The 26,951-nt window shown below is 27.7% G+C and carries 27 protein-coding genes and 1 riboswitch; of the genes, 9 read left to right on the forward strand and 18 right to left on the reverse strand.

Annotated features, from left to right (window positions below):
- Window positions 1–6: 6 nt before the first annotated feature.
- From NG918_RS07645 to NG918_RS07655, 3 genes are read right to left on the reverse strand one after another with little or no spacing between them, the layout of a single operon-like run.
- Window positions 7–1,020 carry a FecCD family ABC transporter permease gene (locus NG918_RS07645; RefSeq protein ID WP_252212028.1) on the reverse strand — a complete coding sequence of 338 codons (1,014 nt, stop codon included), beginning with the start codon at window positions 1,018–1,020 and terminating at the stop codon, window positions 7–9.
- Complete coding sequence (locus NG918_RS07650; RefSeq protein WP_252225540.1) at window positions 1,017–2,045, reverse strand: FecCD family ABC transporter permease; 1,029 nt, start codon at window positions 2,043–2,045, stop codon at window positions 1,017–1,019. The genes NG918_RS07645 and NG918_RS07650 overlap by 4 nt, the downstream gene beginning before the upstream one ends.
- A gap of 25 nt (window positions 2,046–2,070) precedes the next feature.
- Complete coding sequence (locus NG918_RS07655) at window positions 2,071–3,000, reverse strand: ABC transporter substrate-binding protein (RefSeq protein ID WP_252212026.1); 930 nt, start codon at window positions 2,998–3,000, stop codon at window positions 2,071–2,073.
- A 323-nt stretch (window positions 3,001–3,323) separates the two neighbouring features.
- Here NG918_RS07655 and NG918_RS07660 point away from each other — a divergent pair, with 323 nt between their 5' ends.
- Window positions 3,324–4,292 (forward strand): helix-turn-helix domain-containing protein, encoded by a 969-nt coding sequence (locus NG918_RS07660; RefSeq protein WP_252225541.1) that lies wholly within the window; start codon window positions 3,324–3,326, stop codon window positions 4,290–4,292.
- Between the two features lie 46 nt (window positions 4,293–4,338).
- Here the strand turns inward: NG918_RS07660 and NG918_RS07665 are convergent, their stop codons facing one another.
- From NG918_RS07665 to nadA, 8 genes are all read right to left on the reverse strand, one after another.
- The gene (locus NG918_RS07665) at window positions 4,339–5,232 is read right to left on the reverse strand and encodes an ABC transporter substrate-binding protein (RefSeq protein ID WP_252212021.1); all 894 of its coding nucleotides are present in this window, start codon (window positions 5,230–5,232) and stop codon (window positions 4,339–4,341) included.
- Window positions 5,233–5,601: 369 nt separating this feature from the next.
- Entirely contained in the window at window positions 5,602–6,291 is a 690-nt protein-coding gene (locus NG918_RS07670; RefSeq protein WP_252225542.1) for a radical SAM protein, read from the reverse strand.
- Entirely contained in the window at window positions 6,278–6,853 is a 576-nt protein-coding gene (locus NG918_RS07675; RefSeq protein WP_252212017.1) for an ECF transporter S component, read from the reverse strand. The genes NG918_RS07670 and NG918_RS07675 overlap by 14 nt, the downstream gene beginning before the upstream one ends.
- A 23-nt stretch (window positions 6,854–6,876) precedes the next feature.
- Window positions 6,877–7,857, reverse strand: a complete 981-nt coding sequence (locus NG918_RS07680; RefSeq protein ID WP_252212015.1) for a nucleoside hydrolase — start codon at window positions 7,855–7,857, stop codon at window positions 6,877–6,879.
- A gap of 271 nt (window positions 7,858–8,128) precedes the next feature.
- A riboswitch (PreQ1 riboswitch) is annotated at window positions 8,129–8,174 on the reverse strand.
- 74 nt (window positions 8,175–8,248) lie between these two features.
- The gene (locus NG918_RS07685) at window positions 8,249–9,130 is read right to left on the reverse strand and encodes a DMT family transporter (RefSeq protein WP_252212013.1); all 882 of its coding nucleotides are present in this window, start codon (window positions 9,128–9,130) and stop codon (window positions 8,249–8,251) included.
- A gap of 760 nt (window positions 9,131–9,890) precedes the next feature.
- Window positions 9,891–10,730: a carboxylating nicotinate-nucleotide diphosphorylase gene (nadC, locus tag NG918_RS07690; RefSeq protein ID WP_252212011.1), complete on the reverse strand. Its 840-nt coding sequence runs from the start codon at window positions 10,728–10,730 to the stop codon at window positions 9,891–9,893.
- On the reverse strand, window positions 10,708–12,021 hold the full coding sequence (locus tag NG918_RS07695; RefSeq protein ID WP_252225543.1) for an L-aspartate oxidase: 1,314 nt from the start codon (window positions 12,019–12,021) through the stop codon (window positions 10,708–10,710). The genes nadC and NG918_RS07695 overlap by 23 nt, the downstream gene beginning before the upstream one ends.
- Window positions 12,022–12,026: 5 nt before the next feature.
- Window positions 12,027–12,932, reverse strand: a complete 906-nt coding sequence (gene nadA, locus NG918_RS07700; RefSeq protein WP_434062230.1) for a quinolinate synthase NadA — start codon at window positions 12,930–12,932, stop codon at window positions 12,027–12,029.
- Window positions 12,933–13,256: 324 nt separating this feature from the next.
- Between nadA and NG918_RS07705 the strand changes: the two genes are divergently transcribed.
- From NG918_RS07705 to NG918_RS07715, 3 genes are all read left to right on the forward strand, one after another.
- Window positions 13,257–13,799 (forward strand): NADH peroxidase, encoded by a 543-nt coding sequence (locus NG918_RS07705; protein WP_252225544.1) that lies wholly within the window; start codon window positions 13,257–13,259, stop codon window positions 13,797–13,799.
- 82 nt (window positions 13,800–13,881) lie between these two features.
- Window positions 13,882–14,199: a DUF1540 domain-containing protein gene (locus NG918_RS07710; protein ID WP_252211994.1), complete on the forward strand. Its 318-nt coding sequence runs from the start codon at window positions 13,882–13,884 to the stop codon at window positions 14,197–14,199.
- Between the two features lie 144 nt (window positions 14,200–14,343).
- Window positions 14,344–15,000 (forward strand): hypothetical protein, encoded by a 657-nt coding sequence (locus NG918_RS07715; RefSeq protein ID WP_252225545.1) that lies wholly within the window; start codon window positions 14,344–14,346, stop codon window positions 14,998–15,000.
- A 128-nt stretch (window positions 15,001–15,128) separates the two neighbouring features.
- Here NG918_RS07715 and NG918_RS07720 read toward each other — a convergent pair whose 3' ends face one another.
- The 6 genes from NG918_RS07720 to NG918_RS07745 all read right to left on the reverse strand — a co-directional run bounded on the left by NG918_RS07720 (window position 15,129) and on the right by NG918_RS07745 (window position 21,099).
- Window positions 15,129–15,302, reverse strand: a complete 174-nt coding sequence (locus tag NG918_RS07720) for a FeoB-associated Cys-rich membrane protein (protein ID WP_252211992.1) — start codon at window positions 15,300–15,302, stop codon at window positions 15,129–15,131.
- Between the two features lie 70 nt (window positions 15,303–15,372).
- The gene (gene feoB, locus NG918_RS07725; RefSeq protein ID WP_252225546.1) at window positions 15,373–17,523 is read right to left on the reverse strand and encodes a ferrous iron transport protein B; all 2,151 of its coding nucleotides are present in this window, start codon (window positions 17,521–17,523) and stop codon (window positions 15,373–15,375) included.
- Between the two features lie 267 nt (window positions 17,524–17,790).
- The gene (locus tag NG918_RS07730; RefSeq protein WP_252211988.1) at window positions 17,791–18,012 is read right to left on the reverse strand and encodes a FeoA family protein; all 222 of its coding nucleotides are present in this window, start codon (window positions 18,010–18,012) and stop codon (window positions 17,791–17,793) included.
- A gap of 13 nt (window positions 18,013–18,025) precedes the next feature.
- Entirely contained in the window at window positions 18,026–18,235 is a 210-nt protein-coding gene (locus tag NG918_RS07735; RefSeq protein WP_252211986.1) for a FeoA family protein, read from the reverse strand.
- 333 nt (window positions 18,236–18,568) lie between these two features.
- A complete protein-coding gene (locus NG918_RS07740) occupies window positions 18,569–19,903 on the reverse strand; it encodes a CoA-disulfide reductase (protein WP_252211984.1) in 1,335 nt (444 codons plus the stop codon).
- 566 nt (window positions 19,904–20,469) lie between these two features.
- A complete protein-coding gene (locus NG918_RS07745) occupies window positions 20,470–21,099 on the reverse strand; it encodes an HAD family hydrolase (protein ID WP_252211982.1) in 630 nt (209 codons plus the stop codon).
- Between the two features lie 328 nt (window positions 21,100–21,427).
- Here NG918_RS07745 and NG918_RS07750 point away from each other — a divergent pair, with 328 nt between their 5' ends.
- Window positions 21,428–22,741, forward strand: a complete 1,314-nt coding sequence (locus tag NG918_RS07750) for a putative DNA modification/repair radical SAM protein (protein ID WP_252211980.1) — start codon at window positions 21,428–21,430, stop codon at window positions 22,739–22,741.
- Window positions 22,742–22,743: 2 nt separating this feature from the next.
- The gene (locus NG918_RS07755) at window positions 22,744–23,484 is read left to right on the forward strand and encodes a TIGR03915 family putative DNA repair protein (protein ID WP_252211978.1); all 741 of its coding nucleotides are present in this window, start codon (window positions 22,744–22,746) and stop codon (window positions 23,482–23,484) included.
- A gap of 140 nt (window positions 23,485–23,624) precedes the next feature.
- Here NG918_RS07755 and NG918_RS07760 read toward each other — a convergent pair whose 3' ends face one another.
- A complete protein-coding gene (locus NG918_RS07760; RefSeq protein WP_252211977.1) occupies window positions 23,625–25,640 on the reverse strand; it encodes a M13-type metalloendopeptidase in 2,016 nt (671 codons plus the stop codon).
- 230 nt (window positions 25,641–25,870) lie between these two features.
- On the opposite strand from NG918_RS07760, the gene NG918_RS07765 reads away from it, so the two are divergent.
- Genes NG918_RS07765 through NG918_RS07775 form a run of 3 tightly spaced genes read left to right on the forward strand, consistent with a single transcriptional unit; the run spans window position 25,871 to window position 26,885 of the window.
- A complete protein-coding gene (locus NG918_RS07765) occupies window positions 25,871–26,038 on the forward strand; it encodes a spore coat associated protein CotJA (RefSeq protein ID WP_252211975.1) in 168 nt (55 codons plus the stop codon).
- Between the two features lie 16 nt (window positions 26,039–26,054).
- Entirely contained in the window at window positions 26,055–26,306 is a 252-nt protein-coding gene (locus tag NG918_RS07770) for a spore coat protein CotJB (RefSeq protein ID WP_205455214.1), read from the forward strand.
- Window positions 26,307–26,321: 15 nt separating this feature from the next.
- Complete coding sequence (locus NG918_RS07775) at window positions 26,322–26,885, forward strand: manganese catalase family protein (protein WP_012450300.1); 564 nt, start codon at window positions 26,322–26,324, stop codon at window positions 26,883–26,885.
- Window positions 26,886–26,951: the final 66 nt, after the last annotated feature.

A 26,951-nucleotide genomic window follows, 5' to 3' on the forward strand; every position in this document is an offset into this window, starting at 1 on the left:
ACCTCCTTAATTTGACTTTACTAATAGGTATAAGAAGTAAGGTGTACTTAATACAGTAATAACAATTCCTGTAGGAACATCGGTTCCAAGACTTATAGTTCTAGTAATAGTGTCTGATAATAGAATAATTATTGATCCTACTAAAGATGCCGTAGGAATCAATAGTTTATGATTTGAGCCTACAAACTTCCTTGCCATATGTGGTGAAATCATTCCAACAAAAAAGAAGTTTCCACCTAAGGCTACACTACCTGATGATAAAGCAACAGCTGCTACAGCTAGACCTATGAATTCACTCTTTACTGCTACTCCTAAGCCTGTTGCAGTTTGATTACCAAGGTTTAAAGTATTCAAAATACGAGATTTATAAAATACATATAAAAACAGAATCAATACCCAAGGTGCAAGAATAGAAATATACGTCCAATTGTCTCCCCAAAGACTTCCTGCACTCCATCTTTGAACAAAATCCATCTGATTTTCATCTAGCTTTAAAGTAAGCATCATAGTAACAGCACTATATCCACTTCCAACAGCTACCCCTGTCAAAATTAATCCTGTAGGTGATATATTTTTTCCTCTTCTATAGGAAAGTAAAAATATAAGCACTGCTGCTGTCATTCCACCTACAAAAGCTAGAAGTGGGAGAGCAATAGCCGAAGGTACACTATCTACCTTAAAAATAACTATAAACAATAATACAAATAACCCTGACCCAGAACTTATTCCCAAAGTTCCAGGACTAGCCATATCATTGCGAAGTAAACTCTGCATTACACATCCAGCTGTTCCCATACCAATACCTACAAGCATAGTTAATACAATACGAGGAAGACGAAAATCATATACTATAAGATTTTGTTTAGCTGTGCCTTTCCCAAGAAGAACATTAAAAACTTCCGAAGGAGAGAGATTCATTTTACCTGAATTCACACTTATTACTGCCACAACTAACATAGCAATGGTAAGTACCAAAATAATAGTTATACCACGTGAAACTGAATAACCCTTTTTCTTCATTCAAATTCCCTCCTTTGCATCCTTGTAAGATAAAGAAAATATGGAACACCTATTACAGCAAAAATAATTCCAATTGGAGTTTCATAAGGCTTATTAATAAGCCTTCCAACTAAATCTGCTACCACAGTAATCAAAGCTCCATATAATCCCGAAGCTGGAACAATGTATCTATAATCTACCCCTATAAGGTAGCGGACAATATGAGGTACTATTAATCCTATAAAGCCAACAGGTCCAACAACAATTACAGAAAGTCCTGTAAGTATTAAAACAACTACAGTAGAAATCCCTTTAACCTTCTTAGTATTAAGTCCAAGACCTATAGCTGCATCATCTCCAAGATTTAAAACCGTAATTGAAGGCGATATAACAAGGGCTACAATAATACCTACAATAAAGAATGGGAAAACTATAGCAAGTTCACTCCATTTAGCACCTGCTGTTCCTCCAGCAGTCCAATAAGCTAAAGCATATCCGAGTCTATATTTAATAGAAAGATATTGGCTAAAAGCACCAAATAACATTGATATAGAAATACCTGCTAAGACAAGTCTCTGTGGTTTCATCCCTCCTCTACCGATAGATGCAATAAAATAAGTCATACTTGTAGTAACAGCTGCACCAATGCAGGCAAAAAGCATCATCTGTCCATAACTTCCACCAGGTAAAAATGCCATACAAAAAGCTATAGCAAAAGTAGCACCGCTACTTATACCCATAAGCCCAGAATCAGCAAGAGGGTTTCTTGTAGTTCCCTGCATTATAGCACCACATATGGCAAGGCTTGACCCAACAATTATATTAGCTACTATACGAGGAAGTCTTAGAGTTTGAATAATCTGGTGTTCAGTTAAAGAAGAGTCAAAATTAAAAATGGCTCCCCAAGCTGTAGACAAATTCATATCGGCAGCGCCAAAAGAAATTGACGCCGCTGACATAATCACCAACACAACCACCCCTGCAATCATATAGATTGTAAAATTCAAAGCTCCTAATTGTCGCTTTTTATTATAGGTCTTTTGCATATTTATTTTCCTTTCTTAATTAAAATTATTTAGCTAATGGATTTATTGCATTAATCATATAGTCAAGTTGTTCAGTAAGACTTGTAATATCAGAATAATAGAAAAGACCTAAGTAATTCCCTGGTATTTCTACAACTCTGCCTGCTGCAACCGCAGGAATGCTCTTCCAAATATCTGTTTTTGCATATTCAGATTCTTTACCTTCTTGTTTGAACCACAATATATAGTCTCCAAAATACTCATGAGCCACTTCATAACTTATAGATCCACGGCCTTTTCCGGATTTCTCTATAAGTTCTTTAAGCTTGGCTGGATATTTAAGGCCAAGATAGTCATATACTAAAGTACCACCTCTAGAGCCTGTCTCATAATATATACCACTCCATTCTCCAGAAGGACCCCAATCTTCCATAATGCTGAAAGTTTTTCCTGTAAACGCATCTCCTTTAAGAGTTTTCTTCGCAACATCAAGTTTTTCTTCAAATTTCTCAACAGCTTCTTTTGCTTCAGTAGTACGTCCTGTAGCTTCTCCAATGAACTTTATTCTATCAATAGAACTTTGAGATTCTGGAATAACAAGAACTGGAGCTATTTTGCTGAATTTATCAAAGTCTGCCTCATCATATGTAATGATAAGATCTGGTTCTAAAGCCATAACTTCTTCTGCTTCCCACTTTTCTATTTTTGTTGTAGCCTTAAGTTTATTATAAAAAGGCATAGTTTCTTGTTCCCAAGCATTATATCCAACTAGATTTAACCCTAAAGTAATAACATCTCCAACATACCAGTTTGCAACCACACGCTCAGGTTTAGCAGGAACTGTAATATCTCCTTTTACAGTAGTTACAGTACGAACAGTTGATTCTTTTTTCTCTGCATTTTTAGATGAAGAGCAACCATATAAAATTGCTGTAGTCATAAATATTGCACAAAATAATGACAATAATTTTTTCATTTTATATCTCTCCTTTATAAATATCTTATATTAATCTGATAACGCCGGCACCTGCGTTATATACGAATGTAAGACTAGTCTAACTTTAAAAATCGTAGCATTTATAACTTCTCCTGTCAATCGCTTAAGAAGCTCATTTTCAGAAGTCATTTTCTATTAAAATGATGGTAATTTATTGTTTTATAAGAGTTAAATGAAAATAGTTCTCTTCGTTATGGATTGCAATTTAAATAAAACGGATTATATTTATATTGAAAATCATTCTCAAATAATGATATAATTTTCTTACTTTAAATCAAAGAAAAGAGAGGTGTGAAAGTTTTATGTATGAATATAAAGATTCTTCTTGGAAAGCTTTAGCGGATAAATATAATCTTACTAAAAGACCCTATGGCAAAGGGCAAATTTATGATTTTCCACATCATTGGTCAAATGGATGGATTGCAGAAATAAACCCTGCTAAAGGATTATTTGTTTCAAGTGCTTGGCTTACTCCAAGTGAACAGATAGTACATACAATAAATTCTAGTGATCCTTTTATGCTGCTTTTTTGTATTGACTGCGGAGAAATAGTCTATTCACAGCAAGGAAAGAAGAAGCAAGCTTTATCCCCTATCACTCATCTAATTATTAATCCTCAAAAACAATTTACCTTTACTTTCTCTAAAGACGTACACTATTGTTTTACCAGTGTTTTAATTTTTGATGACTTTATAAAACCTTTTCTCAAAGATCGCACCAATGCACCTAAAATCAGTGTTGAGGATGCGAAGCTTTGGAAAACACAACATTACAATACCCCTGATATAATGCTTATTTTGGAACAAATTAGATGGGCTGTACGAAATACAGACATGCCTTTACTTGCTTTTGAGGGTATGACTTTGCATCTATTATCTGCAATCACTAGAAATTTCCCTGATATACCTAAAATAAGAAGCAGCCGCCGTCACTATGTTACTTGGGAAAATGAGCAAAAGATTTATGAAGTGAAAACTAAAATTGATGAGGATATTTTGAACCCTCCAGCTATAATTGAACTATGCAGAATAGCTGAAATGAGCGAAAGCAAGCTTCGTGAATCTTTTAAAAACCACTATGGAATTCCCCTTTATAAATATATTCGCATAGAAACCATGAAAAGAGCCATGCAGCTTTTATCTGCTGACCATCTAAGTATTCGTAACATATCTGAACTATGCGGCTATAAAAATCCAGCAAAATTTGCTGCTGCCTTTAAAGATGTACATGGAATTACTCCTAGTTATTTTAGAAAATCTTTTAATTTATAAAAAAATTTAAGATACTTATATCACATAAGTATCTTAATCTTTCTTACTAACTTTCTAGTAATTTATTCATAATATAATCTAACTGTACATTAGATGAGTAAATATCTATATCATAAAATAATGTAAAATCAATTGGTATAACATGTCCTTCTTTAACTGCCGGAATTGACTGCCAAACTGGATTGTTCGCTAGTTTCCCAATCTCTCCACTAAATATTATGTAATCTCCAGCATAATCCTTAATTGTTTCAAGAGAAATCTCTCGATGCTGATCTTTACCAATAACTTCATTCTGTATAACATCTGGTGCTTTGAATCCTAATTGACTATAAATTAGGTCGCCTCCACGGCCCCATTTATCACCATACACCCAAACTCCTCCATTTTGGTTGCTTTCAAAAATACTGAATTTCTTATCCATAATTTTTTTAGAATCCAATTCTTTCTTTGCATTATTTATCTTTTCTTTAAAATCAGACTGTGCCTTTTCTGCCTCTTCCTTTTTATTTAAAACCTCCCCTAAAAAGGCTATTCTCTCCTCCATATTAAGAGTAGTAAAAGGAATATAAACTGTAGGAGCAATCTTAGAAAATTCATCAATCTTTTCTTCGCTTACAACAAGAATAAGGTCTGGATCATATTTCATTATCTCTTCTGGTTCAAACTTTTCCCATACAGGTAAACCCTCTACCTCTTTTTCATAAGCACTACCTTTTGCATCATATGTAGCTACTGGTTTAACTCCTAAAGCCAAAACATCACCCATTCCATAAGTAGCAATAACTCTTTTAGGATTAGCAGGAACATTAACATCACCTCTTACAGTACTTACAGTACGAACAGCTTCTTCTTTTTTAGTAGTATCCTTAGCTGAAGAACAACCAACTAAAATTAAAGTAGTCATAAATATTGTACAAAATAATGACAATAATTTTTTCATTTTATATCTCTCCCTTATAAACATCTTATTTTTAACCTGAATAACACCTATGCCCGTGCTATACAAAAATGTAAGACTAGTCTAACTTTTAAAAGCGTAGCATTTATATTTTCCTCTGTCAATTGTCAAGGAAGCTCCTTTCCAAAAGTTACTTTTTCTTAAAATAAGGGCTATTTATTGTCTTATAATAGTTAAATGAAAATTCTTCTCTTTATTATGGAGTGTAACTTAATTAAAATGGATTATGCAATATACATATCTTAAAGAGCTTCTTTTTTGTATAATTTTACTAACCCACTAATTTAAAATTCTATAAGATAAATACATAAAAAATTAGCTAGTAAAATCTACTTTTACTAGCTAATACTTTTAATCTCCAACACCAAAATCAGTATTTTCAAATAATATTTCTAATTTTTCAACATCTTTTAAGAATTGATATTCTTTTTCAAACCATTTTATTAATTCTTCATCCCTTTTTATTTCAGTAGTATTTTCAGTAAATATATTTACTGTTCCATAGTCAAAATGATGTAATACTATATCTATATCTCTTTTTATAATTTCTTTAGTTTGTCCTTTTATCCCAACCAAAAGACAAACTGATTGAAAATGCTCTTTTACTTCTTCATATGTTTTAAAGTTAGCATTTTTATTTAAGAATTTGTTTCTAAAATCATTATCGAAAGTCTCAACTCCAATTTTAAAAACTATTTCTATTCCAAAAAAATCTCTCATTTCTTGTAGTCTATTTTTATAACACCAATGACTTTCTAAAAATATTTTTTTTATACCGTTCTTATCTATTACTTCTTTTATCTTATTTAATGTTTCTTTTGGTAATTCAAAACAGCTCCCAGAATTTATTACTTCTAAAGTCTTATAGACACCTTTTACATTATCAAGAACTTCAAAATTCAATTTATTTATTTCTTCCTCTTTTGTTGAGTTATCATCTATATAATCACAAAATGTACATTTTCCCCAAATACATGGAAATCCTTTTAATAAAACAATTTCTCTCTTATTTTTTTCTTTTATAATATTATATCTGTCCATTAACTTCATTCCTAACTAAATTCATAATAAATTTCATTGGCATCGCTTTTATTACTGAAAATACTAATGCAAAACTAACGGCTTTATCTAATAAATCAGTAAATATTTGAGTAGAAAATACTGCTGTAATTGTACTTATTCCTAAATTTTTAAATATAGCAACAATTATGCTAGAACCTGATGACGTTACTCCATTAAACACAAATGCTGCTACTATTGATGCCGTTATTGATCCTAAAACAGTAATTAATATAATTGATAATACAGATCTAATACCTTCAAATTTAGAATTTTTAAAACATGCTCCCGTACTTAAACCTACAATTATTTGAACAGGCATAAAGTAAAATGAAATTGGATCAAAAGTTGCTCCATTTACTATTGAAGTTAATCCACCAACTATTCCGCCATTAATTGGACCTAGTAAAACTGCACTTAATAAAGTTCCTATTGTATCAATATATATTGGTAATTTAAAACTTAGCGCTATAAATCCCCCTACAAGATTTATAACTATACATAAAGACATAAATGTCATTACATTTAAATTTATTTTTTTCATATTTTAATTCCCCCTTTTATTGCTTAATTGCCGTACTTTGAATTATTTAATATATTAAAAATATCTTTCTTATGCTCTGGAAGTAACCTTGTTAAAAACATTTCCATGAATGCTTTTGAATTTACTTCTGTTAATACCAGGCAATTTGGTTCTTTTCTATAAAAATCCCCTTCATCTACTAAGCTCATACCAATTGCTTTTCCTTCTGTAACTATATCCACGTAATATTCTTTTCCACTACAAAGACTTGGATCTATAAAATAAGCTATTGCTAATGGATCATTTATCACGCACCCCAAAGTTCTTTCTTGCTCCCAATGAAAATCCACATAAAATCTTGTTATTTTAACTATTAAATCTGCTAATGGATTCTTAAATTGTTTTAACATCTCTATATAGTTAGGCGTTAATACAATTTCTCTTGTTACATCTAATCCAACCATGGTAATTTTTCTATTAAGTTCATTAAAAACTTTTTCTGCGCCATGTGGATCTACCCAAAAATTAAATTCAGCAACTTGCGAACAATTTCCAAAGCTCTTAAATGCTCCCCCCATTAAAATTAATTCTTTCATCTTTCTCGTTGTTTCTTTATCTTTATCTAAAGCTTTTGCAATATTAGTTAAGGGACCTATTGCTATTATTGATAATTCATCCTCTTCTTTTAAAGAATCTAAAATGAAATCTACTGCGCCTTCTTTATAATTAGCTTCTTCTACTTTCGGTAAAAATGTTTCTCCAAGTCCATCTTCACCATGAGTATCTTCTGCTGTAATTAGCTCTCTTGTTAGTGGTTCCCCATCCCCTATATATACAGGAATATCTAACCTTCCAAGTTCTTTTAATATTTTAAGAGCATTTTCTGCACCTTTTTTAGCATGTACATTACCAGAAACAATAGTTATACCTTTTACTTCTAATTCCTCAGACTTTAATGCAAACATGATTGCTAATGAATCATCAATTCCAGGATCACAATCTATTATTATTTTTTTCTTATTCATTACTACTTCTCCTTACCTTTTGTGTTTAGAACACAAATACAACGCTTACTCTTCATATCTAATTCTCCACTATTATTCTCTCTAAACACATATATTATTAGATTTTTTTAATTTAAGGCTATGTTTTAAAATACATTATTTTAAAAGTTATCCACAAATTTTTTAATAATATAAATTCCTAAAGAATAAAAAATGCCTTGAGAATAACCATCTCAAAGCATGAAAAATAAAAAAAGTCGCAATTAACCATGCGACTTATTAAATCTTATTTAATTGCCTAGTTTTTTATAGAGGGATGGTCTTCGAACCTCTCCCACTTTTTAACAAAGTGGATTTTTATTAAATTTTCTTATTGAGTATATCAAATATTATAATTATTTTCAAGTAACATTTACTTACTTTGAACCTTGTCTAATTTTTTATTGTATAGAAACATATATAATGAAGCTGTAAATATTATTAAATATCCTATAATACTTAAGTGATCTGGTAATGCTCCAAATATAACTAAACTTATTATAGCTGAGAATAATATGTTAGAATAATCAAAGATTGATATTTCCTTAGCTGGTGCATACTTATAAGCTAAAGTTACTCCAAATTGACCTACACTTGCAAAAACACCTGCTAATATCAAATAAATTAATTGCATCATAGTCATAGATTTATAGGATAGCATCATAAATGGAAATAATACTATTGATGAAAAAGTTGAAAAATAAAATACTATCGTATAATGTTTTTCTTTTCCCCCCAATTCTCTTACACAAGTATAAGCTGCTGCTGCAAATATAGCACCACCAACTCCTGCTAAAGCCGATATTACTTCAAGATTGAATGATGGCTTTATAATGAATAATGCTCCTAAAAATGCAATTATTAAAGATATGATTTGTTTTGTATTTATTTTTTCTTTTAAAAATAAAGCTGAAAAAATAATCACAAAAAATGGGCTCAATTTATTTAGCATATTAGCATCTGATAAAACTAATTTATCTATTGTATAAAAATTCAATACAATTCCCAGTGTTCCAAATAAAGATCTTAATACAAGAATCTTTTGATTTTCTCTTTTTCCAAAAAAGCTTTCTTTATGTTTAATTATTAAACTTAAAGCAATTAAACTTGCTACTAAATTTCTAAAAAATGATTTTTGTAAAGATGGTAAATCTCCTGAAAGCTTAACAAAAGCTGACATCATTGCAAATCCAAATGCTGATAATATTATAAATATTATTCCTTTACTTCTATTACTAAAATTATCTAAATTCATGATTTCCTCACTTTCTTAATTAAATAAAGTTCTATATATAATTTATATATTTTTTAAAACTTTGCTTCAATAACTTATTCATATAAAATTCTTTCCATTAACTATAATAACATATTACTCTTAGTTCTTTAAAATTTAATGTTAAATAATATATAAACATTTATTCAAAATATGGATAAAATAAAAACTGCTGATAACAATTTTATCAGCAGTTTCTATTTTAATACGTATGATTAATTATAATATATAATTTGATGAAATGTACTTTTTCTTAGGGAGAACAGAAAAAATCCAAACTAAATAATAAGGTCACGCAATTATTTATTTAGTAAATTAGTATTTTGAGTGTGTGCTTTCAATACTTGCTAATTTATTTTTTCATAGTACACTTCATAAAATCTTTGCTTTGGTAAAATTTTTATTGTGTATAGCAATAATTTGTCTCATTTGTCATTGAATGAGTTATGTTTGCTTTGAGATTGATTCTCATTTACAATATTATAATATCTCTATTTTGTACTATTGTCAATACTTTATTAGAAAAATTTAAAATTTATTTTTTAATTGTTTATAATATAAAATTTCTATTAAAATTCTATGTCTTTAACTTGCTTATATAATTTACTAAAACAGAATCTTGTTTAATTTATGAATATATAAATTTTCTGCTAAGTTGATAGGTCTTAAATCAAAAATTGATATTATAATGTAAGATTTAATTTATAGTAATTAAGCTTACATTTATAATATCAATTTTATTTTAATCTAGAATACTTAAATTTTTCATACTTAAGTCTAATATTTTAGCTGAATGAGTTAACGCCCCCACTGATATATAGTCAACTCCTATTTCTGCTATTTCTTTTATGTTATCTATATTTACATTACCTGAAAATTCTATTAAAACCCTATTATTAATTATTCTTACTGCTTCCTTTGCTGTTTTCAAATTCATATTATCAAGCATTATTATATCCACTTTAGCTTCTAATGCTTCATTAACCATATCTAATGTTTCTGCCTCCACTTCTATTTTTCTAACAAATGATGAATTCTTTTTACACATCTCAACTGCCTTTTTTATTCCACCAGCTGCACTTATATGATTATCTTTAAGCATAATTCCATCAGATAAATTAAACCTATGGTTATCTCCCCCACCAATTTTTACTGAATACTTTTCTAAAATTCTTAAATTAGGAGTTGTCTTTCTAGTATCTAATAACTTAGCCCTTGTATGCTCTATTTTGTTAACAAATTTATTTGTAAGAGTTGCTATACCACTCATTCTTTGTAGTAAATTTAATGCTACTCTTTCGCCTAATAATACATTACGTGTATCACCTTTCAATAAAGCAATTTTTTCACCAGGACATATTTTATCACCATCTTTTTTATTAAATCCAATCTGAACATTTCCTAAAATATCAAATACTCTTTTAAATACTTCTAATCCTGAAAGTATTCCCTCCTCTTTACATAATAGGTCTACTGTGCATATGCTACTTTCTTTTATTATTGAATTTGTTGTTATATCTTCATTTGGAATATCCTCTAATAATGCTTCTTTTATTATTTTATCTACAACTAAATAATTCATTTGTTACCATTCCCCCATTTAAAACAAGCAATTCTTTAACTATCTGTTCTTTTTCTTCACTTAATTCTTCTATTGATTTATTTATATTTTTTACTGATATAATATTAGAATTGATATATTTTTCTGTTGAATTAATCAAATTTGCACACCTTTTTGAAAATACAAGTCCCTCTAATAGTGAATTGCTTGCAAGGCGATTAGCTCCATGAATTCCAGTGCAACTTGTCTCTCCAACAGCATATAAATTTTTCATTGAAGTTACTGCATTAATATCCACTTCTACTCCTCCCATAAAAAAATGTTGTGCTGGTGAAACTTTAATATAGTCTTTAGTTATATCAGTTCCTCTTTTTAGACATTCTTTATATATTGATGAAAATCTATTCATAATATAATCTTTATCTAAAAATGTTATATCTAAATATACGTATTCACTGTCTGTTTTTTTCATTTCTTCATACACAGCTTTAGAAACCACATCTCTTGGCAAAAGTTCATTAATAAATCTTTCACCATTAATATTTAAAAGTTTTCCTCCTTCTCCCCTTAAAGACTCTGATATAAGAAATCTTCTCTCAAAATTACCTTCGTCATAAAATACTGTTGGGTGAATTTGAATATAATTAATATCCTTCACTTTTATATCATGCTTCTTAGCAATAGCTAATGAGTCACCTTTTAATATTCTTTTGTTTGTTGAATCACTAAATAATCCACCTATTCCTCCAGTGGCTAATACTACATTTTTAGCATAAACATTTATTTGATCATTATCTTTTAATAATATTCCACCAATACATTTATTTTCATTTTCTATAATGTCAACAAAATAAGTATTTTCATAAATCATTATATTTTCTTTTTCTTTTGCTTGTTCAATAAGTACTTTTGCTACATTTTCACCAGTGTTATCTTTTGTGTGAACAATTCTATTTACTGAATGTGCTCCTTCTTTAGTATAATTTAAAGTTCCATCATCGTTCTTATCAAAATTTACACCAAGAGATATTAAATTTTTTATATTACTCATTGATTCATTAGCTAAAACCTCTACTGCTTTTAAATCATTTTTGTATTGTCCAGCTTTTAAAGTGTCTTCTATAAAAATAGGTATGTCCTCTTTACTTATTGATGTAGATATACCTCCTTGTGCCAAATAAGTATTCGTACATGTAACACTAGATTTGCATACTACTAAAACATTTAAGTTTTCGTTTAAATTTAATGCACAGTATAGTCCTGATACGCCTGAACCTATTACTAAAACATCTACAAATTTATTTCTAACCATATTTATTACTCCCCTAACTTATGCATATTTTCTAATGAAACTAATGCTCTCTTTCTAATATCTTCATCTAGTGTTATTTCATTTTTCATATTTAGCAAAGTATAATATAAATTTTCTAAGCTTGTCTTCTTCATATTCCCACAGCATATACTTTTTCCTGGAATATAAAACTTTTTATTAGGATTTTTATTTTTTAATTCATACAAAATCCCTTCTTCGGTACAAATAATAAATTCACTGCCTTTATCCTCCGTTGCGTAATTTATTATTTCACTTGTACTTCCGATATAATCTCCTAAACCTCTTATTTCCTTTGTACATTCTGGATGAACTAATATTTTTGCTTCCGTATATTGTTCCTTTAACATTAATATATCTTCTTTTAAAATTTTATTGTGACATGGACAGAATCCATCCCATAATATAAAATCCTTCTCTTTAAAAAATTCTGATATATATTGACCTAAATTTTTATCTGGTAAAAATATTATTTGTTTATTAGGCACATTCTTTATTATTTTTAATGCACTTGAAGAGGTAACTGAAACATCACTACATGCTTTAACTTTATATGTAGAATTTATATAACATACTACATAAGCATTAGGATATTTTTCTTTTAAAGTTAATAATTCTTTTTCTTTTGCCATATCTGCCATTAAACAACCTGCATCAATACATGGCATTAATACTTTTTTGTTAGGAGATAATATCTTTGCACTTTCTCCCATAAATTTAACTCCACAAAACACTATTACCTCTTCTTTACAACTTCTAGCTATCTTACTTAAATAATACGAATCTCCAACATAGTCTGCTAATTCTTGTATTATATCTGGCTGATAATAATGAGCTAATATTATTGCATTTTTTTCATTTTTTAACTTTAATATTTTATCTATTAAATCTATAGACATAGTTACACCACTTTCAATTTTATTTTACATCTGTATATACACTTATGTAATGATTATATCACCACCATTTTTTATCTTCAATATATAAATAATCCAAATTATAATAAACAGAATTAATATAATAAATAAATATTTTTGTTTTTTGAGGGAATACTTTTATTGTGTGCTAATAATAGGTTAAAACGTACTTTAAATAGATTACGTTGAATTTACAAATTTAAATTCTAATTTAGATTAAAATTTATACTAAATTATAATATGAAATTCAGTATAAATTTTCCTTATTTTAGAATGAATAAATTTTAGGAGGAACATATAATGAAAAAGTTTGTTTGTACAGTATGTGGTTATATTCATGAAGGAGATACCCCACCTGAAATTTGCCCTGTTTGTAAAGTAGGTGCAGATAAATTTATTGAAATGAAGGATGATATGGCTTGGGCTGATGAGCATAAAATAGGAATAGCAAGCGGCATCCCTAGTGAACTTATAGAAGACTTAAGAGCTAACTTTACAGGAGAATGTACTGAAGTTGGAATGTATTTAGCTATGTCTCGTCAAGCTGATAGAGAAGGTTATCCTGAAGTTGCAGAAGCATATAAAAGAATTGCATTTGAAGAAGCAGAACATGCTGCTAAATTCGCTGAAATTTTAGGTGAAGTAGTAGTTCCTGATACAAAAGCTAATTTAAAAGCTAGAGTTGAAGCTGAATTTGGTGCTTGTGATGGTAAAAAGAAATTAGCTACATTAGCAAAAAAGGAGAATTTAGATGCTATACATGATACAGTTCATGAAATGTGTAAAGATGAAGCTAGACATGGTAGAGCATTCAAGGGACTACTAGATAGATATTTTAAGTAGAAATATCTATCTAAAATTATTTTAAATATAATACTAAAACATAGCATAAATATAAAATTTTATTTTAAGAGGAGTGTCTTTAATGCAAAAAATTAATTGTGACGTAAATAATTGTTCTCATAACTGTTCTGGTGTTTGTTACGCTAATCGTGTTGATATAGGTGGAGATTCTGCACAAAAAGATTGTGATACTTGCTGCGGATCTTTTTTAGATAAAAAAAATTATAGTGATTTAACTAATAATTCAAATAGTTCTGGTGAATGTGATTGTCTAGTTTGTACTGTTAAAACTTGTACTCACAATTGCAATAACCTTTGTGATCTTTCATCAATAAATGTTAGTGGAGCAAATCCAAACATGTATATAGAAACTAATTGCCAAAGTTTTGAAGCTAAATAAACTATTCTAATCAAATTAAAAACTTTTGAATTCATTTATATGCTGAATTTAAAAGTTTTTATTTTTATTTAATTTCTTTAATACACATCTTGTATTTGCACCTTACTCTGTTATACTTGTTATTGTCATGTAAGATTGAAAGAGGTGTTCATTATAAAAACAAATTATAAAAATGTAGAAAATAACTATGAAATTAATAACAAAATTGCTTTTATTACAATTTTAAAGAAAAATGGTGAAGAACTTACAACTAAAATAGATGTTGAAGATCTTAATAAAGTTAAAGAACTAGGTAATTGGTTCGCTGAATGGAACAAAGATCTTAATAGCTATATAGTACAAAATATAAGCTTAACTAAAATGAATAAAAAGTCTAAACCACTAAAGCAAAGTTTACAATCTATAATTTTAGATACTAATCCAAAGACTCCTATTAGACATATTAATGGAGATACTTTAGATAATAGAAGATCTAATTTAGAAATAGTTGAACGTAACATAAGAAATGATTATGAAGTGGTTAATGATGATACTATAGCTATACTTTTAAGAGATAAATATGGTAAGGTACAAAATAAAGCATTAATATCTAAAGAAGATTTAAGAAAAGTAGTAACTGATACATATACTTGGGTGCTTCACAAAAATTATGATAATTTATGTGTTATTGCAAATACACCTAATGGTAGAATACATTTAGATAGGGTACTTATGAATCCTGATGAAAACCAAACAGTTCATCATATTAATCTTAATCCATTAGATAATAGAAGAAGCAATTTAGAAACAGCAAGCATTTAATTCTATTATTCTCATAAAAATTTAGCCTATGTTTTACTAAAGTGTTAATACACTTAAAACATAGGCTAAATTTAAAATAAGCTATAAGTATACTTTTTTATACTTATAGCTTATTTTTTATATTAATATTATTTTAAAGTTATTCCTTGATTATCTTTTCCATGACAAATTGCTGCTGATGAACACCCAGAACACCCACAACCACAACCGCCTTCTCCATTTTTAGCTTTCTTTACTCTTTTGAACACTACTAATCCCATCATGAAAAATATAATACTAGCTATTATTATTGTAGCTAACATAAGTATCACCACCCCTTATAAAATTTATTAGTAGATAATTTTAAATAATTACCTACTAATATTTAACATACTATTTTATATAACTTAATTTAACATTACTATTTATATTTACTGATTTTTTATTTGATAATAGAATTCCAGCTATTATTGCTACTACTATAGCGATAGATATAAGTGCGCCTATTATATTTCCACCATAGAATAAAGCATTACCAACTTGATTTATTAATAATGCAACAAGATATGCTGTACCTGTTTGGAATCCTAATGTAATCCAAGTCCATTTCCATGAACCCATTTCTCTTTTTATTGCACCTATTGCTGCAAAACAAGGAGCACAAAGCATATTAAATGCTATGAATGAAAATGCACTTACTGCTGTAAACATTCCTGCTACATTCATAAGAAGTGTTGGATCTTCTTCTGTTGCTTCTGCAATACCAAACAGTATACCAAATGTTGCTACAACATTTTCTTTTGCTACAAGTCCAGTGATTGTTGCAACCGCAGACTGCCAATTACCAAAACCTAATGGTGCAAAAATTGGTGCAAAAACATTTCCTATACTTGCTAGTATACTGTCACCAGCATCTACCATTTCTAATGACCAATTAAATGATTGCATAAACCAAATTGCTCCACAAGCAACAAATATAATTGTACCAGCTTTTATAATAAATGCCTTTCCTCTATCCCACATATGCATAAGAACGCCTTTTAAACTTGGTATATGATATTGTGGAAGTTCCATAACAAATGGAGCTGGCTCTCCTTGAAATAGTTTAGTCTTCTTTAAAAGAATTCCACAAATAATTATCATTATAATTCCTAAAAAATATACTGATGGTGCTACCCATGATGCTCCACCAAATATTGCTCCTGCAAGCAATGCTATTATAGGAACCTTAGCACCACATGGAATAAATGTAGTTAACATAATTGTCATTTTTCTATCTCTATCATTTTCCATAGTACGAGTTGCCATAATTCCTGGAACTCCACAACCTGAACTGATAAGCATAGGTATAAATGATTTTCCTGAAAGTCCAAACTTACGGAATATTCTATCCATTATAAACGCAACACGTGACATATACCCACAATCTTCAAGTATTGATAATAGGAAGAATAATATCATAATTTGAGGTACGAATCCTAATACTGCTCCTACTCCACCAATTAAACCATCAACTACTAATCCTTGTAACCATTCTGCTACGCCTAACCCTTCAAGCCAAGTTGAAACATTTCCACTTATAATTTCTCCAAATAATGTATCATTTGTCCAATCTGTAGCTATAGTTCCAAGTGAACTTACAGCTATGTAATATACTCCCCACATAATTAATGCAAAAATAGGAAGCGCTAAAAAACGGTTTGTTACAATCTTATCAATTTTGTCTGATGTAGTTTCATCATTTTTATTATTCTTTCTTACTGCTTTAGAAACTACTTTTCCAATAAAATCATAACGTTCTCCCGTAATTATACTTTCACTATCATCATCAAGTTCATTTTCACATTTATTTATTATTTCTTCTACTTTATCTAACACATTTTTCGAAAATTTATTATTACTTAAAATATTTTTATCACGCTCAAAAAGTTTAATAGACAACCATCTAGTATCTATTTCATTCGTAAAACTGCTGTTATCTAAAGCTTGTTCAATATCTTTTATAGAACTTTCTACTTCTTGTGATAGCTCTAGCTTAAAGTTATTAGCATTTTCTTTTTTTGAAAGTTCAATTGCTTTTTCAACAACTTCTTTAATACCTTTTCCTTTTATAGCTGAAGTTTCAACAATTGGACAGCCTAATAGTTCTGAAAGCTTTTCTATCTTTAGCTTGTCACCATTTTTTTCAACAATGTCCATCATATTAAGTGCTAAAACTGTTGGAATTCCAAGTTCTAAAATTTGAGTAGTTAAATATAAGTTTCTTTCAATATTAGATGCATCAATTATATTAATTATTACATCTGGTTTATCATTCATCATAAAATCACGTGTCACAACTTCTTCAAGCGTATACGGTGAAAGTGAATATATACCTGGTAAATCTACAATTTCAACATCCTTATTCCATTTTAATTTACCACCCTTTTTTTCTACTGTTACCCCTGGCCAGTTACCTACATATTGTGTTGATCCTGTAAGGTCATTAAACATAGTTGTCTTTCCACAATTGGGATTACCTGCAAGACCTATCTTTATTGACATTTGTCTTCCCCCTTAATTTATATAGATTATCATTATCATTAAATGATTATAAAACAAAATCGCTAAAGCGACTTTAGATCTGTATCGATTTTTTACGCATCTGCCTTTTTGAACGTATGTGAGAAAAATATGGCAGGTGACTACAATTATCTTTTTTATTCTTCATGGTTCATTTGTTAACCTTTAGCTAAATTTATCTTTCAGTTATCCACAATTTTTCCAAGAATACAATTTTCTAAAGAATAAAAAAATACATTAATTTAATACTTACCCAACAATTATCATTTCTGCATCAGCTTTACGAAGTGATAATTCATAATTTCTAACTTTTATTTCAATTGGATCTCCAAGTGGTGCTACTTTACGTACAAATATCTCGCAGCCCTTAGTTATTCCCATATCCATAATACGCCTTTTAATAGGACCTACTCCTTGTATCTTAAGAACATTAACTGTTTGTCCACATTTAATATCTTTTAATGTATTCATTAATAATTCCTCCTTAAACTATTATTCTACTAGCCATAGCTTTATCTAATGCTATTCTACTTCCCTTTACTTTTATTATTAAACTTCCTGCAATTTCAGAAATAATGCTTACAGTTTCTCCTGCAATAAATCCTAAACTTGATAGGAACTTTTTAGTCTCATCATTACCTCTAATTTTTTTAATTGGCATACTTTGTCCTGTATTTGCTAATATTAATGGCATATTTTCTCCTCCTCATATTATGTACTTATACAAATATATATAGTACACCTTTTATGAAAATGAATAATCTTTTCTGTTGATAATTATTATCATGATGATATTATAACACTTTTATCCAAACTTGAAAATGATTTTCATTAATTTTGTCCTATTTTTAATTTATATTTAAAATAAAACGTTTTCTGATGATGATTTATTATGTTTTTCTTTGTTAATATATAATATCTTTATTATTTTCTAATTTTAATCTTTTATATAATTTTCTCTACATAAAAAGGATATTAACTAGATTCATTAGTTAATATCCCTAAACTTTAAACTTATCACTTTATTTTACTTGCATATATTTCCTGCTACATTTAATACATCCCAAGTTCTTGAAAATGGTGGTGAATAACATAAATCTAGCATTCCAAGTTCTTTAGTTGTTAATTTTCCAAATATGCATGCAGCAATAACATTAACTCTCTGTACAGCATCTTTATATCCTGCAACCTGTCCTCCTAATATTCTTTTACTTTTAGCTTCATAAATCAACTTAACATAGATCTTATTTTGACCTGGATAATAGTTAGTTTGATTCATATCTGTTATAAATTTAGTCTTATAATCTAATCCCATTTGTTTAGCCTTTTCTTCTGTAATACCAGTTCTTCCAGCTTCAATATCTAAAACTTTTATGCAACTAGATGATAATGAACCTTGAAATGGTAAATTAGTTCCCCCTAGATTTTCTCCAACAATACGTCCAAGTTTATTGGCACCTGTAGCAAGAGGTACATAACTTTTTTCATTTGTAACTATTTGATTTATTGTTGCACAATCTCCAGCTGAATAAACATCTTCAATTGATGTTTTGCCATATTCATCTACAATAATTGCGCCATTAGATAACATCTCTATTCCACTATCTTTAATAAATTCTGTATTAGGTTTAACTCCAGTAGCTATAATTACTATATCAGCATTTATTTCTCTTTTATTAGTACGTATCTTACTGACTTTATCATTTCCTATAAATTCAGTAACAGTTTCTTGTAAATATAAATTTACACCTTTATCTCTTAATTCCTGTTCTAATACTTCAGTAATTTCTTTATCAAAAACATCCTTTAATATTCGATCCTCCAATTGAAATACTGAAACTTCTTTCCCATTGCTTTTAGCTGCTTCTACTGCTTCTAATCCAATAAATCCTGCACCTACTATTGCTATACTCTTATTATTTTTCTCCATTAAAAGTCTTTTTAAAATCTTTCCATCATCCATACTTTTTAATGTGTACACATTTTTTAAATTAACATTTTTAATTGGAGGTATTATACTCCTTGCACCTGTCGCTATCATTAATTTGTCATATTTATCATTAAATTGAGAACCCGCCTTCAGATTCTTTACTGTAACCAATTTATTTTTAAAATCTATATTAACAACTTCATGATTAGTTTTAACATCTACTCCACTTTTTATAAATTCTTCAGGAGTTCTTGCAATCATATTTTGTGAGTCTTCAAAAAAATTTCCTACGAAGTAAGGTAATCCACAAGCACCAAATGATACTATATCTGATTTCTCATAGATTACTATTTCAGCTTCAGGATTTACTCTTCTTAATTTTGCAGCTGCACTTGTACCTGCTGCTATTCCACCAACAATTACTACTCTCATTTTTTTCCTCCTACTCTATATTAAACATTATATTTTCTACTTACTTTAACTCTTTATTACATAATAATATCTTTCTTTTAATTGGTCAATATTCTTATCTGATTACTCTTATTTACCTTAAATACTACACATACTTTAAAGTAGTGTTTATATTTTATCTTCTTTTCATTTAATTATTATGTTAAAATAATTTATATAGTAAATATTTCAAAAAGAGGTGTTAATTATGGATCGTATGAAATCAATGTTACTTACAGTCGGTATTATATTGGTATATTCAGTTGCCGTTGCACTAATCTATAAACTATATAAGAAATTCTCTGCTAAAAGAAAAAGTAGATAAGTTTTACTATAAATATCTTCAATTTAAGAAAGATATAAAATTAATGAAATCGATTAATTTTATATCTTTTTTTGCAATGTAAAAAAAATCATTGATATATATAAGTAAATTAGACTGAATTATTAAACTTAGGAATACTAAAAATGAATATAATCCAATTATGATGCACTTTATCTATTAAATATATCACTGTAACCTAAAATATAGCCCTTGTAATATCTTACTAACATTTTATATTATTAATATTTAATAACTCTTTTAAATTATTTATCTTATAATCATATTTATCTAAATCACCAAATCCATAGCTAGCATATATAAATGGCACTCCTGCTTTCTCACTTGCTATTGCATCCCATTTAGTATCCCCTACATATGCTGGATTATTTAATTTATTTCTTTGCATTACTATTTTTATATTTTCAGCTTTTTCTAATCCTGTTCTACTTGGATCTTCAAAATCCAGAAAATATTTTTTTAAATTATGCGCCTCTAAAAAACATTGTATGTAGCCATCCACACAATTGCTAACTATAAATAATTTATATTTTTTATATAATTCTTTTATTGTATCTTGCAACTCTGGATATAATTTACCCCCATTTTTTAATAAATACTTTAATTCAATTTTAGTGCATTCATCTATTACATCTTTTCTCGATTTTTCACTTAACTGTGGGAAAAACTTTTCTAATATATCATCCATTGTCATTCCCATCACACTTTGAATTTCTTCAAGAGACATTCCTTTCTTAGTTTCATCGTATTTTGAAAAAACTTCATTCCAGCATATATAAAATGCTTCTGTAGCATCCCATAAAGTTCCGTCTAAATCAAATATAAGACTATCCATATAAATTCTCCTATCTATAAAATTCTTAATATTATTTATTTTCTCTAATTAAATATTTCTTTCCTTCTTAATTTTAAAATATAATTTTTATATTTCAAATACATGGATTTTTTAATATACATAATTAAAATTTAGTTTCTTTTATGGTATGAATTTATTTAAGATTTTATTCTAAAAATAAAGTTATATATTTATTTATATAATAGTACAAAACACACATTTTTTTCCTAAAATACACTAATTCAAAACCCTTGTATGGGAACATATGTTTGTGTATAATATTATTAAGGATATATGTTTAGATTAATATATAAGGATGTGTACACAAATGGAATTAATGGAAAAGCTAAAAATTCTTTCTGGAGCAGCAAAATATGATGTCTCTTGCTCATCATCAGGTTCTAAAAGAAAAAATAAAAACAATGGACTTGGAGATGCTTCTAGTAGTGGAATATGTCACAGTTTTACTTCAGATGGACGTTGTATCTCATTGCTTAAAATATTATTTTCAAATGATTGTGTTTTTGATTGTAAATATTGCATAAATGGTTCATCTAAAGATTTTTTAAGAGTTAGTTTTACTCCTGAAGAAGTATGTAACCTTACTATTAATTTTTATAAGCGTAATTATATAGAGGGGTTATTCTTAAGTTCTGCTATTATAAAAAATCCTAATTATACTATGGAACTTTTACTTAAAACTGTGAAAAAATTAAGACTAGAAGAGAAGTTTAATGGATATATTCATTTGAAAGCGATTCCTGGCGCTGATCAAAAATTAATAAATGAAGCTGGAAAATATGCTGATAGAATGAGTGTAAATATAGAATTACCTTCAAATGATAGTTTAAAATTATTAGCTCCTCAAAAAAATAAAGATAGTATATTAAAACCTATGAATACTATAAAAAATTCTATAATTAATTATAAAGAAATGAAAAAAAACATAAAAAGTACACCTTTATTTGTTCCTGGTGGGCAAAGCACTCAATTAATTGTTGGTGCTACCCCTGAAAGCGATGCTAAAATATTAAATTTATCGCAAGCATTATATGATAACTATAATTTGAAAAGAGTTTATTATTCTGCATATGTTCCTGTTGTAAAAGATAATCCCCTTCTACCTGTGATAAGTCATCCTCCTGTTCTTAGAGAGCATAGACTTTATCAAGCTGATTGGTTAATTAGGTTTTATGGATTTAGGGCAAATGAATTATTAAAAAATAGTACAGATAATTTTGATTTAAATTTTGATCCTAAAACTTCTTGGGCTTTATCTAATTTAAATGATTTTCCTGTAGAAATAAATACTGCATCATATGAAAAATTATTAAGAATTCCTGGTATTGGTGTTACTTCTGCTAAAAAAATATTAAAGATCAGAAGAGTTCATAGATTAACTTTTGAAGACTTGAAGAAATTAAGAGTTATTTTAAAAAGATCTAAATATTTTATAACTTGTGACGGTAAATATTATGGAAATATTTCTTTTGATGATTTAATAATAAAAAATAAATTATTAGAAGATTCCTATAAACCATCTTCCAAAATAAATATTAATCAAATATCATTTTTTGATTCTTTTGAAATGAACACTAAGACCTTAAGTGATAAAATAACTTCTATAAATGGAGATTTTTAATTATGAAAATACTAATATATGATGATACTTTCTTTGGGCTTTTAAATGCTTTATATAAAAGTTTTAATTATGATCAGACAAATTTATTTATATGTAGTAAAAAAAATAATATACCCTTGCTTGGAAGCGAAATTATTAATATAAATACTAATTCTCATATTGCTGAGAAAGTTCAAAATACTATAATTTATAAAATAGACAAATTAGCTCTAAAAAAAATCTATATTGTATATTTAAGCAATTACGAAAATAAAGAAATGCTCTTACTTAAATATTTAAAAATTGCTTTTAAATTAAACAAGGATGTTCATTCTTTTTTAAATATTGATGAAATTAGGCTTATAGATACCATTAATAAAAAAGTAACTTATGAAAGTCATAGATTTAAAGGATTTATTAGATTCAACCTTATAAATAATAAATTTTTCTATTCTTCTATTGAACCTGATAATGATATATTAGAACTTATAGCTGACCATTTTAAGAAAAGATTTAAAAATGAATACTTTATAATTCATGATTTGAATAGGGAAAAAGCAATAATTTATAATAAAATAAATTATGAAATAATTCCTCTTGATTTAAGAGATTATGAAAAATTGAAAACACATTCTGATAACTACGGTACACTTTGGAGCACATATTTCAAATCTACAGCTATAGTTGAAAGAAAAAATCTAAAATTACAAAGTAGAATGATGCCAAAAAGATATTGGAAGCACATAATAGAGGTTAATGACTAAAATTTATATTCTAATCATTAACCTCTCTAGACATTAGATAATTTTGTATTTACACAGAATTATCTATACTCTCACTTCTCTAGTATATCTATAAGTAAAACTTATCATAGTAATTAAACTTAACCTACTAAAATTCTATTCTACCAAATAGATAATCTATCTTTTACTTTTATATACATATCATCATTTTCAGTTACATTATAAATTTCATAGAATTTTTCAAATTGTTGTAATACTGTATTTACTCTAATATCACTAGGTGAATGGCTGTCTATTTTTAATAATAATACTTTATATTCTTCAGTAGTTACATCTCTCCATACTCTAGCAAAATTTCTAAAAAACTCATCATAATTTACATTAGGTATTTTATCTAAAATATCTAACATACAAGTCATAGATCCAATATCCGCAATATTTTCACCTAAAGTAATTTCCCCATTCACTTTTATCCCAGGTAATGCTTCTATATTTCCATAAACCTCTTCTATTCTTTTAATTTTATCTTCATATTTTTTATAATCTTCATCATTCCACCAATTTTTTATTTTTCCATTTTCATCAAACTTAGATCCATTATTATCAAAAGCATGAGTAATTTCATGTCCAATAATAACTCCTAATCCACCTAAATTTTTTTCTTTACTTTCATTTATATCATAGAACGGTTTTTGCAATATAGCTGCTGGAATTGTAATTTCATTAGACTCAGCATCATAATATGCATTAACATCTTCTGGTGATATTTTGTTAAATGATTCTCTAGAACTTATAGGTTGTTTATATGAAAATTTCTCTAAATTTATTATATTTTCAAGAAGTGATCCATCTTCTTTATATGACTTTATTTCTAAATTTGAATAATCTGTCCATTCTTCTGGATAGCCTATATTTACTTTTATATTCTTTAACTTTTTAATAGCGTTATCTTTAGTGGAAGCACTCATCCAATCAAGATTTTTAATTCTATTTGAATAAGTATTTATAATTTCTTCAGTAATATTTTTCACATCATTTTTTATCTCTTCACTAAAGACCTCTTCTACATATAATTTACTTAAAGCTGAATTGAAATTCTTTTTTACAAGTTCTTTAGTTTCATCTTCTAATGATATACTATCTATATCATATAATGATTTTTGTAAAGCTAAATATTCATTTCTAAAATTTTCACTTAGATATTTACTTGCAGCAGAAATCATACAAACTTCAGTATAATCTTTTATTACTTGCAAATTTTCTTCACTATATAACTCATTTAATTTATTTAACCATTTAGGTTCAAATAAAATTACTTTGTCTACATTTTCATATCCAAGGTTTTTTATTATATATGATAAATCTAAATTACTTGAAAGTTCATTAACATCACTGATTTTATAAGTTTTATAGTTATTTTTTTGGTTATTATAATACTCTGCAAATTCATTAACACCTATAATAGATGGTGCTAATTGATTTTCAAAATAAAATAAATTATTAACTTTTATTATCGATTCTTCTCTAGAATATCCACTTAACATTAATATATTGACTAAGTATTTTTCCATATTTTCTCTATTATCTTTAGTTTTATCTGTTTCATTTCTATATTGATCTGAATCTCCTAAAACTAATCTTGTTGATGAAATATATAGTGCATTGTTTTTCTCATCATAAATATCGCTTCCAACACTAAAATTAATTAAATTACTAAATATATTTATCGTTGGATCGCCTAATAATTTTGTAAGCTCATTTATATTTTTAGCTTCCTTTATTTTATTTGTATATTTCTTTATAGGTTCTGCACCTTGATTATTTCTTTCTGAAATATTAATAGAATTATTATATAAATTTATTATCTTCTTTTCGTCTGTATTACTTAAATATTTATCTTCATGAATTAATAAATCATTAAATATTCTTTTTGCGTCATTATTAACCTTATCCTTTGTTTCAGTAAAAGTACTTTTAGCTTCTTCATCTTGTTTAAGTATTGATTTTTTTAGCCATTCCTTATTAACAGCTTCATAGAAGTTGTCTTGTAGCCTTATTTCATTATTGCTCTGCTTAATTACTTCACTTGCAAATACATTATAATTTATAAATGAATTTATAATAAACACAGATAATATTAAAGCTAATGTACGTGCTGTTTTTTTATACTTTATCATATTAGTCCCCTTCACATTTTATATTATATGTTAATTATATAAAAAACATCTACTTAATAATAGCATTATTAAACAGATGTTCTTTATTTAAGTATAATTTAAGATAAAATTAATATTTATTTGCATACATTTTAGACTTAAAAATATATGTTTTTCACAAGAATCACTTTATCTCTCTATATGCATATTATATTTATTAAGCAATCAAAATGAAGGGATGAAAAAATTTTATGTACAAAAATGATAATTGTACCTATAAATTAAAAGAATATGCACGTGCATATATAATGCCTCAACCTTATGAAAATCTATTCACATGTAAAGAAGGCTTTGTTAAAGGAACTATTTTTAAAGACCTTTACGAACCTTATAATGAAAAGAAAAAAAGTAAATGTTAATGTGGGGTGATATATTATGTATGAAAAAGATTTATTAGATAGTATAAGAATTTATCAATTTTCAGCTGTTGATCTAAATTTATTCCTTGATAATTTTCCTGATAATGAAAATGCAAAAAAAGACTATGATATAGTATCAGCTAAATTAACTTGTTTAACTAATGAATACGAAAAAAATTTCGGTCCTTTAACTAATTTTGGTACTTCTTTTAAAGAAGATCCACGTTATTGGATAGAAAAATCTTGGCCTTGGGAAAAAGAAAATTAGGAGGAATAAAAGATTATGTGGTATTATGTTAAAACATTAGAATATCCAATAAACTTAAAGTGTAAAGATCTTGCAATGGCAAAATATCTTATGTCTCAATATGGAGGACCTGATGGAGAATTAGGTGCCGCACTTAGATATTTAAATCAACGTTATACAATGCCTACTGGAAAATCCAAAGGATTACTTACTGATATAGGTACAGAGGAAATGGCGCATGTAGAAATGCTTGCTACTATGATTTATCAACTTATGGAGAATGCAACATTAGATGAACTTAAAGAAGCAGGTCTTGGTGGACATTATGTTGATCATGGAAAAGCATTATTCTATACTGATGCTACTGGAAACCCTTGGACAGCAACTTATATCCAAGCAAAAGGAGATGTAATTGCAGATTTACATGAAGATATGGCAGCAGAACAAAAGGCTAGAGCAACTTATGAACATTTAATTCAATTAACTGATGAACAAGATATTAAAGACGTCTTAAAATTCTTAAGAGAAAGAGAAGTTGTACACTATCAAAGATTTGGTGAAGCTTTAATGAACGTCCAAGATCATTTATGTAATAAATGATATTTCTTCAAATTTTGTGCTCTATTTTAAATTAATGTTTGCATTACAATATCAACACACATTTAA

This window comes from Clostridium sp. ZBS2, from assembly GCF_023845855.1.
Lineage (GTDB): Bacteria > Bacillota > Clostridia > Clostridiales > Clostridiaceae > Clostridium > Clostridium aquiflavi.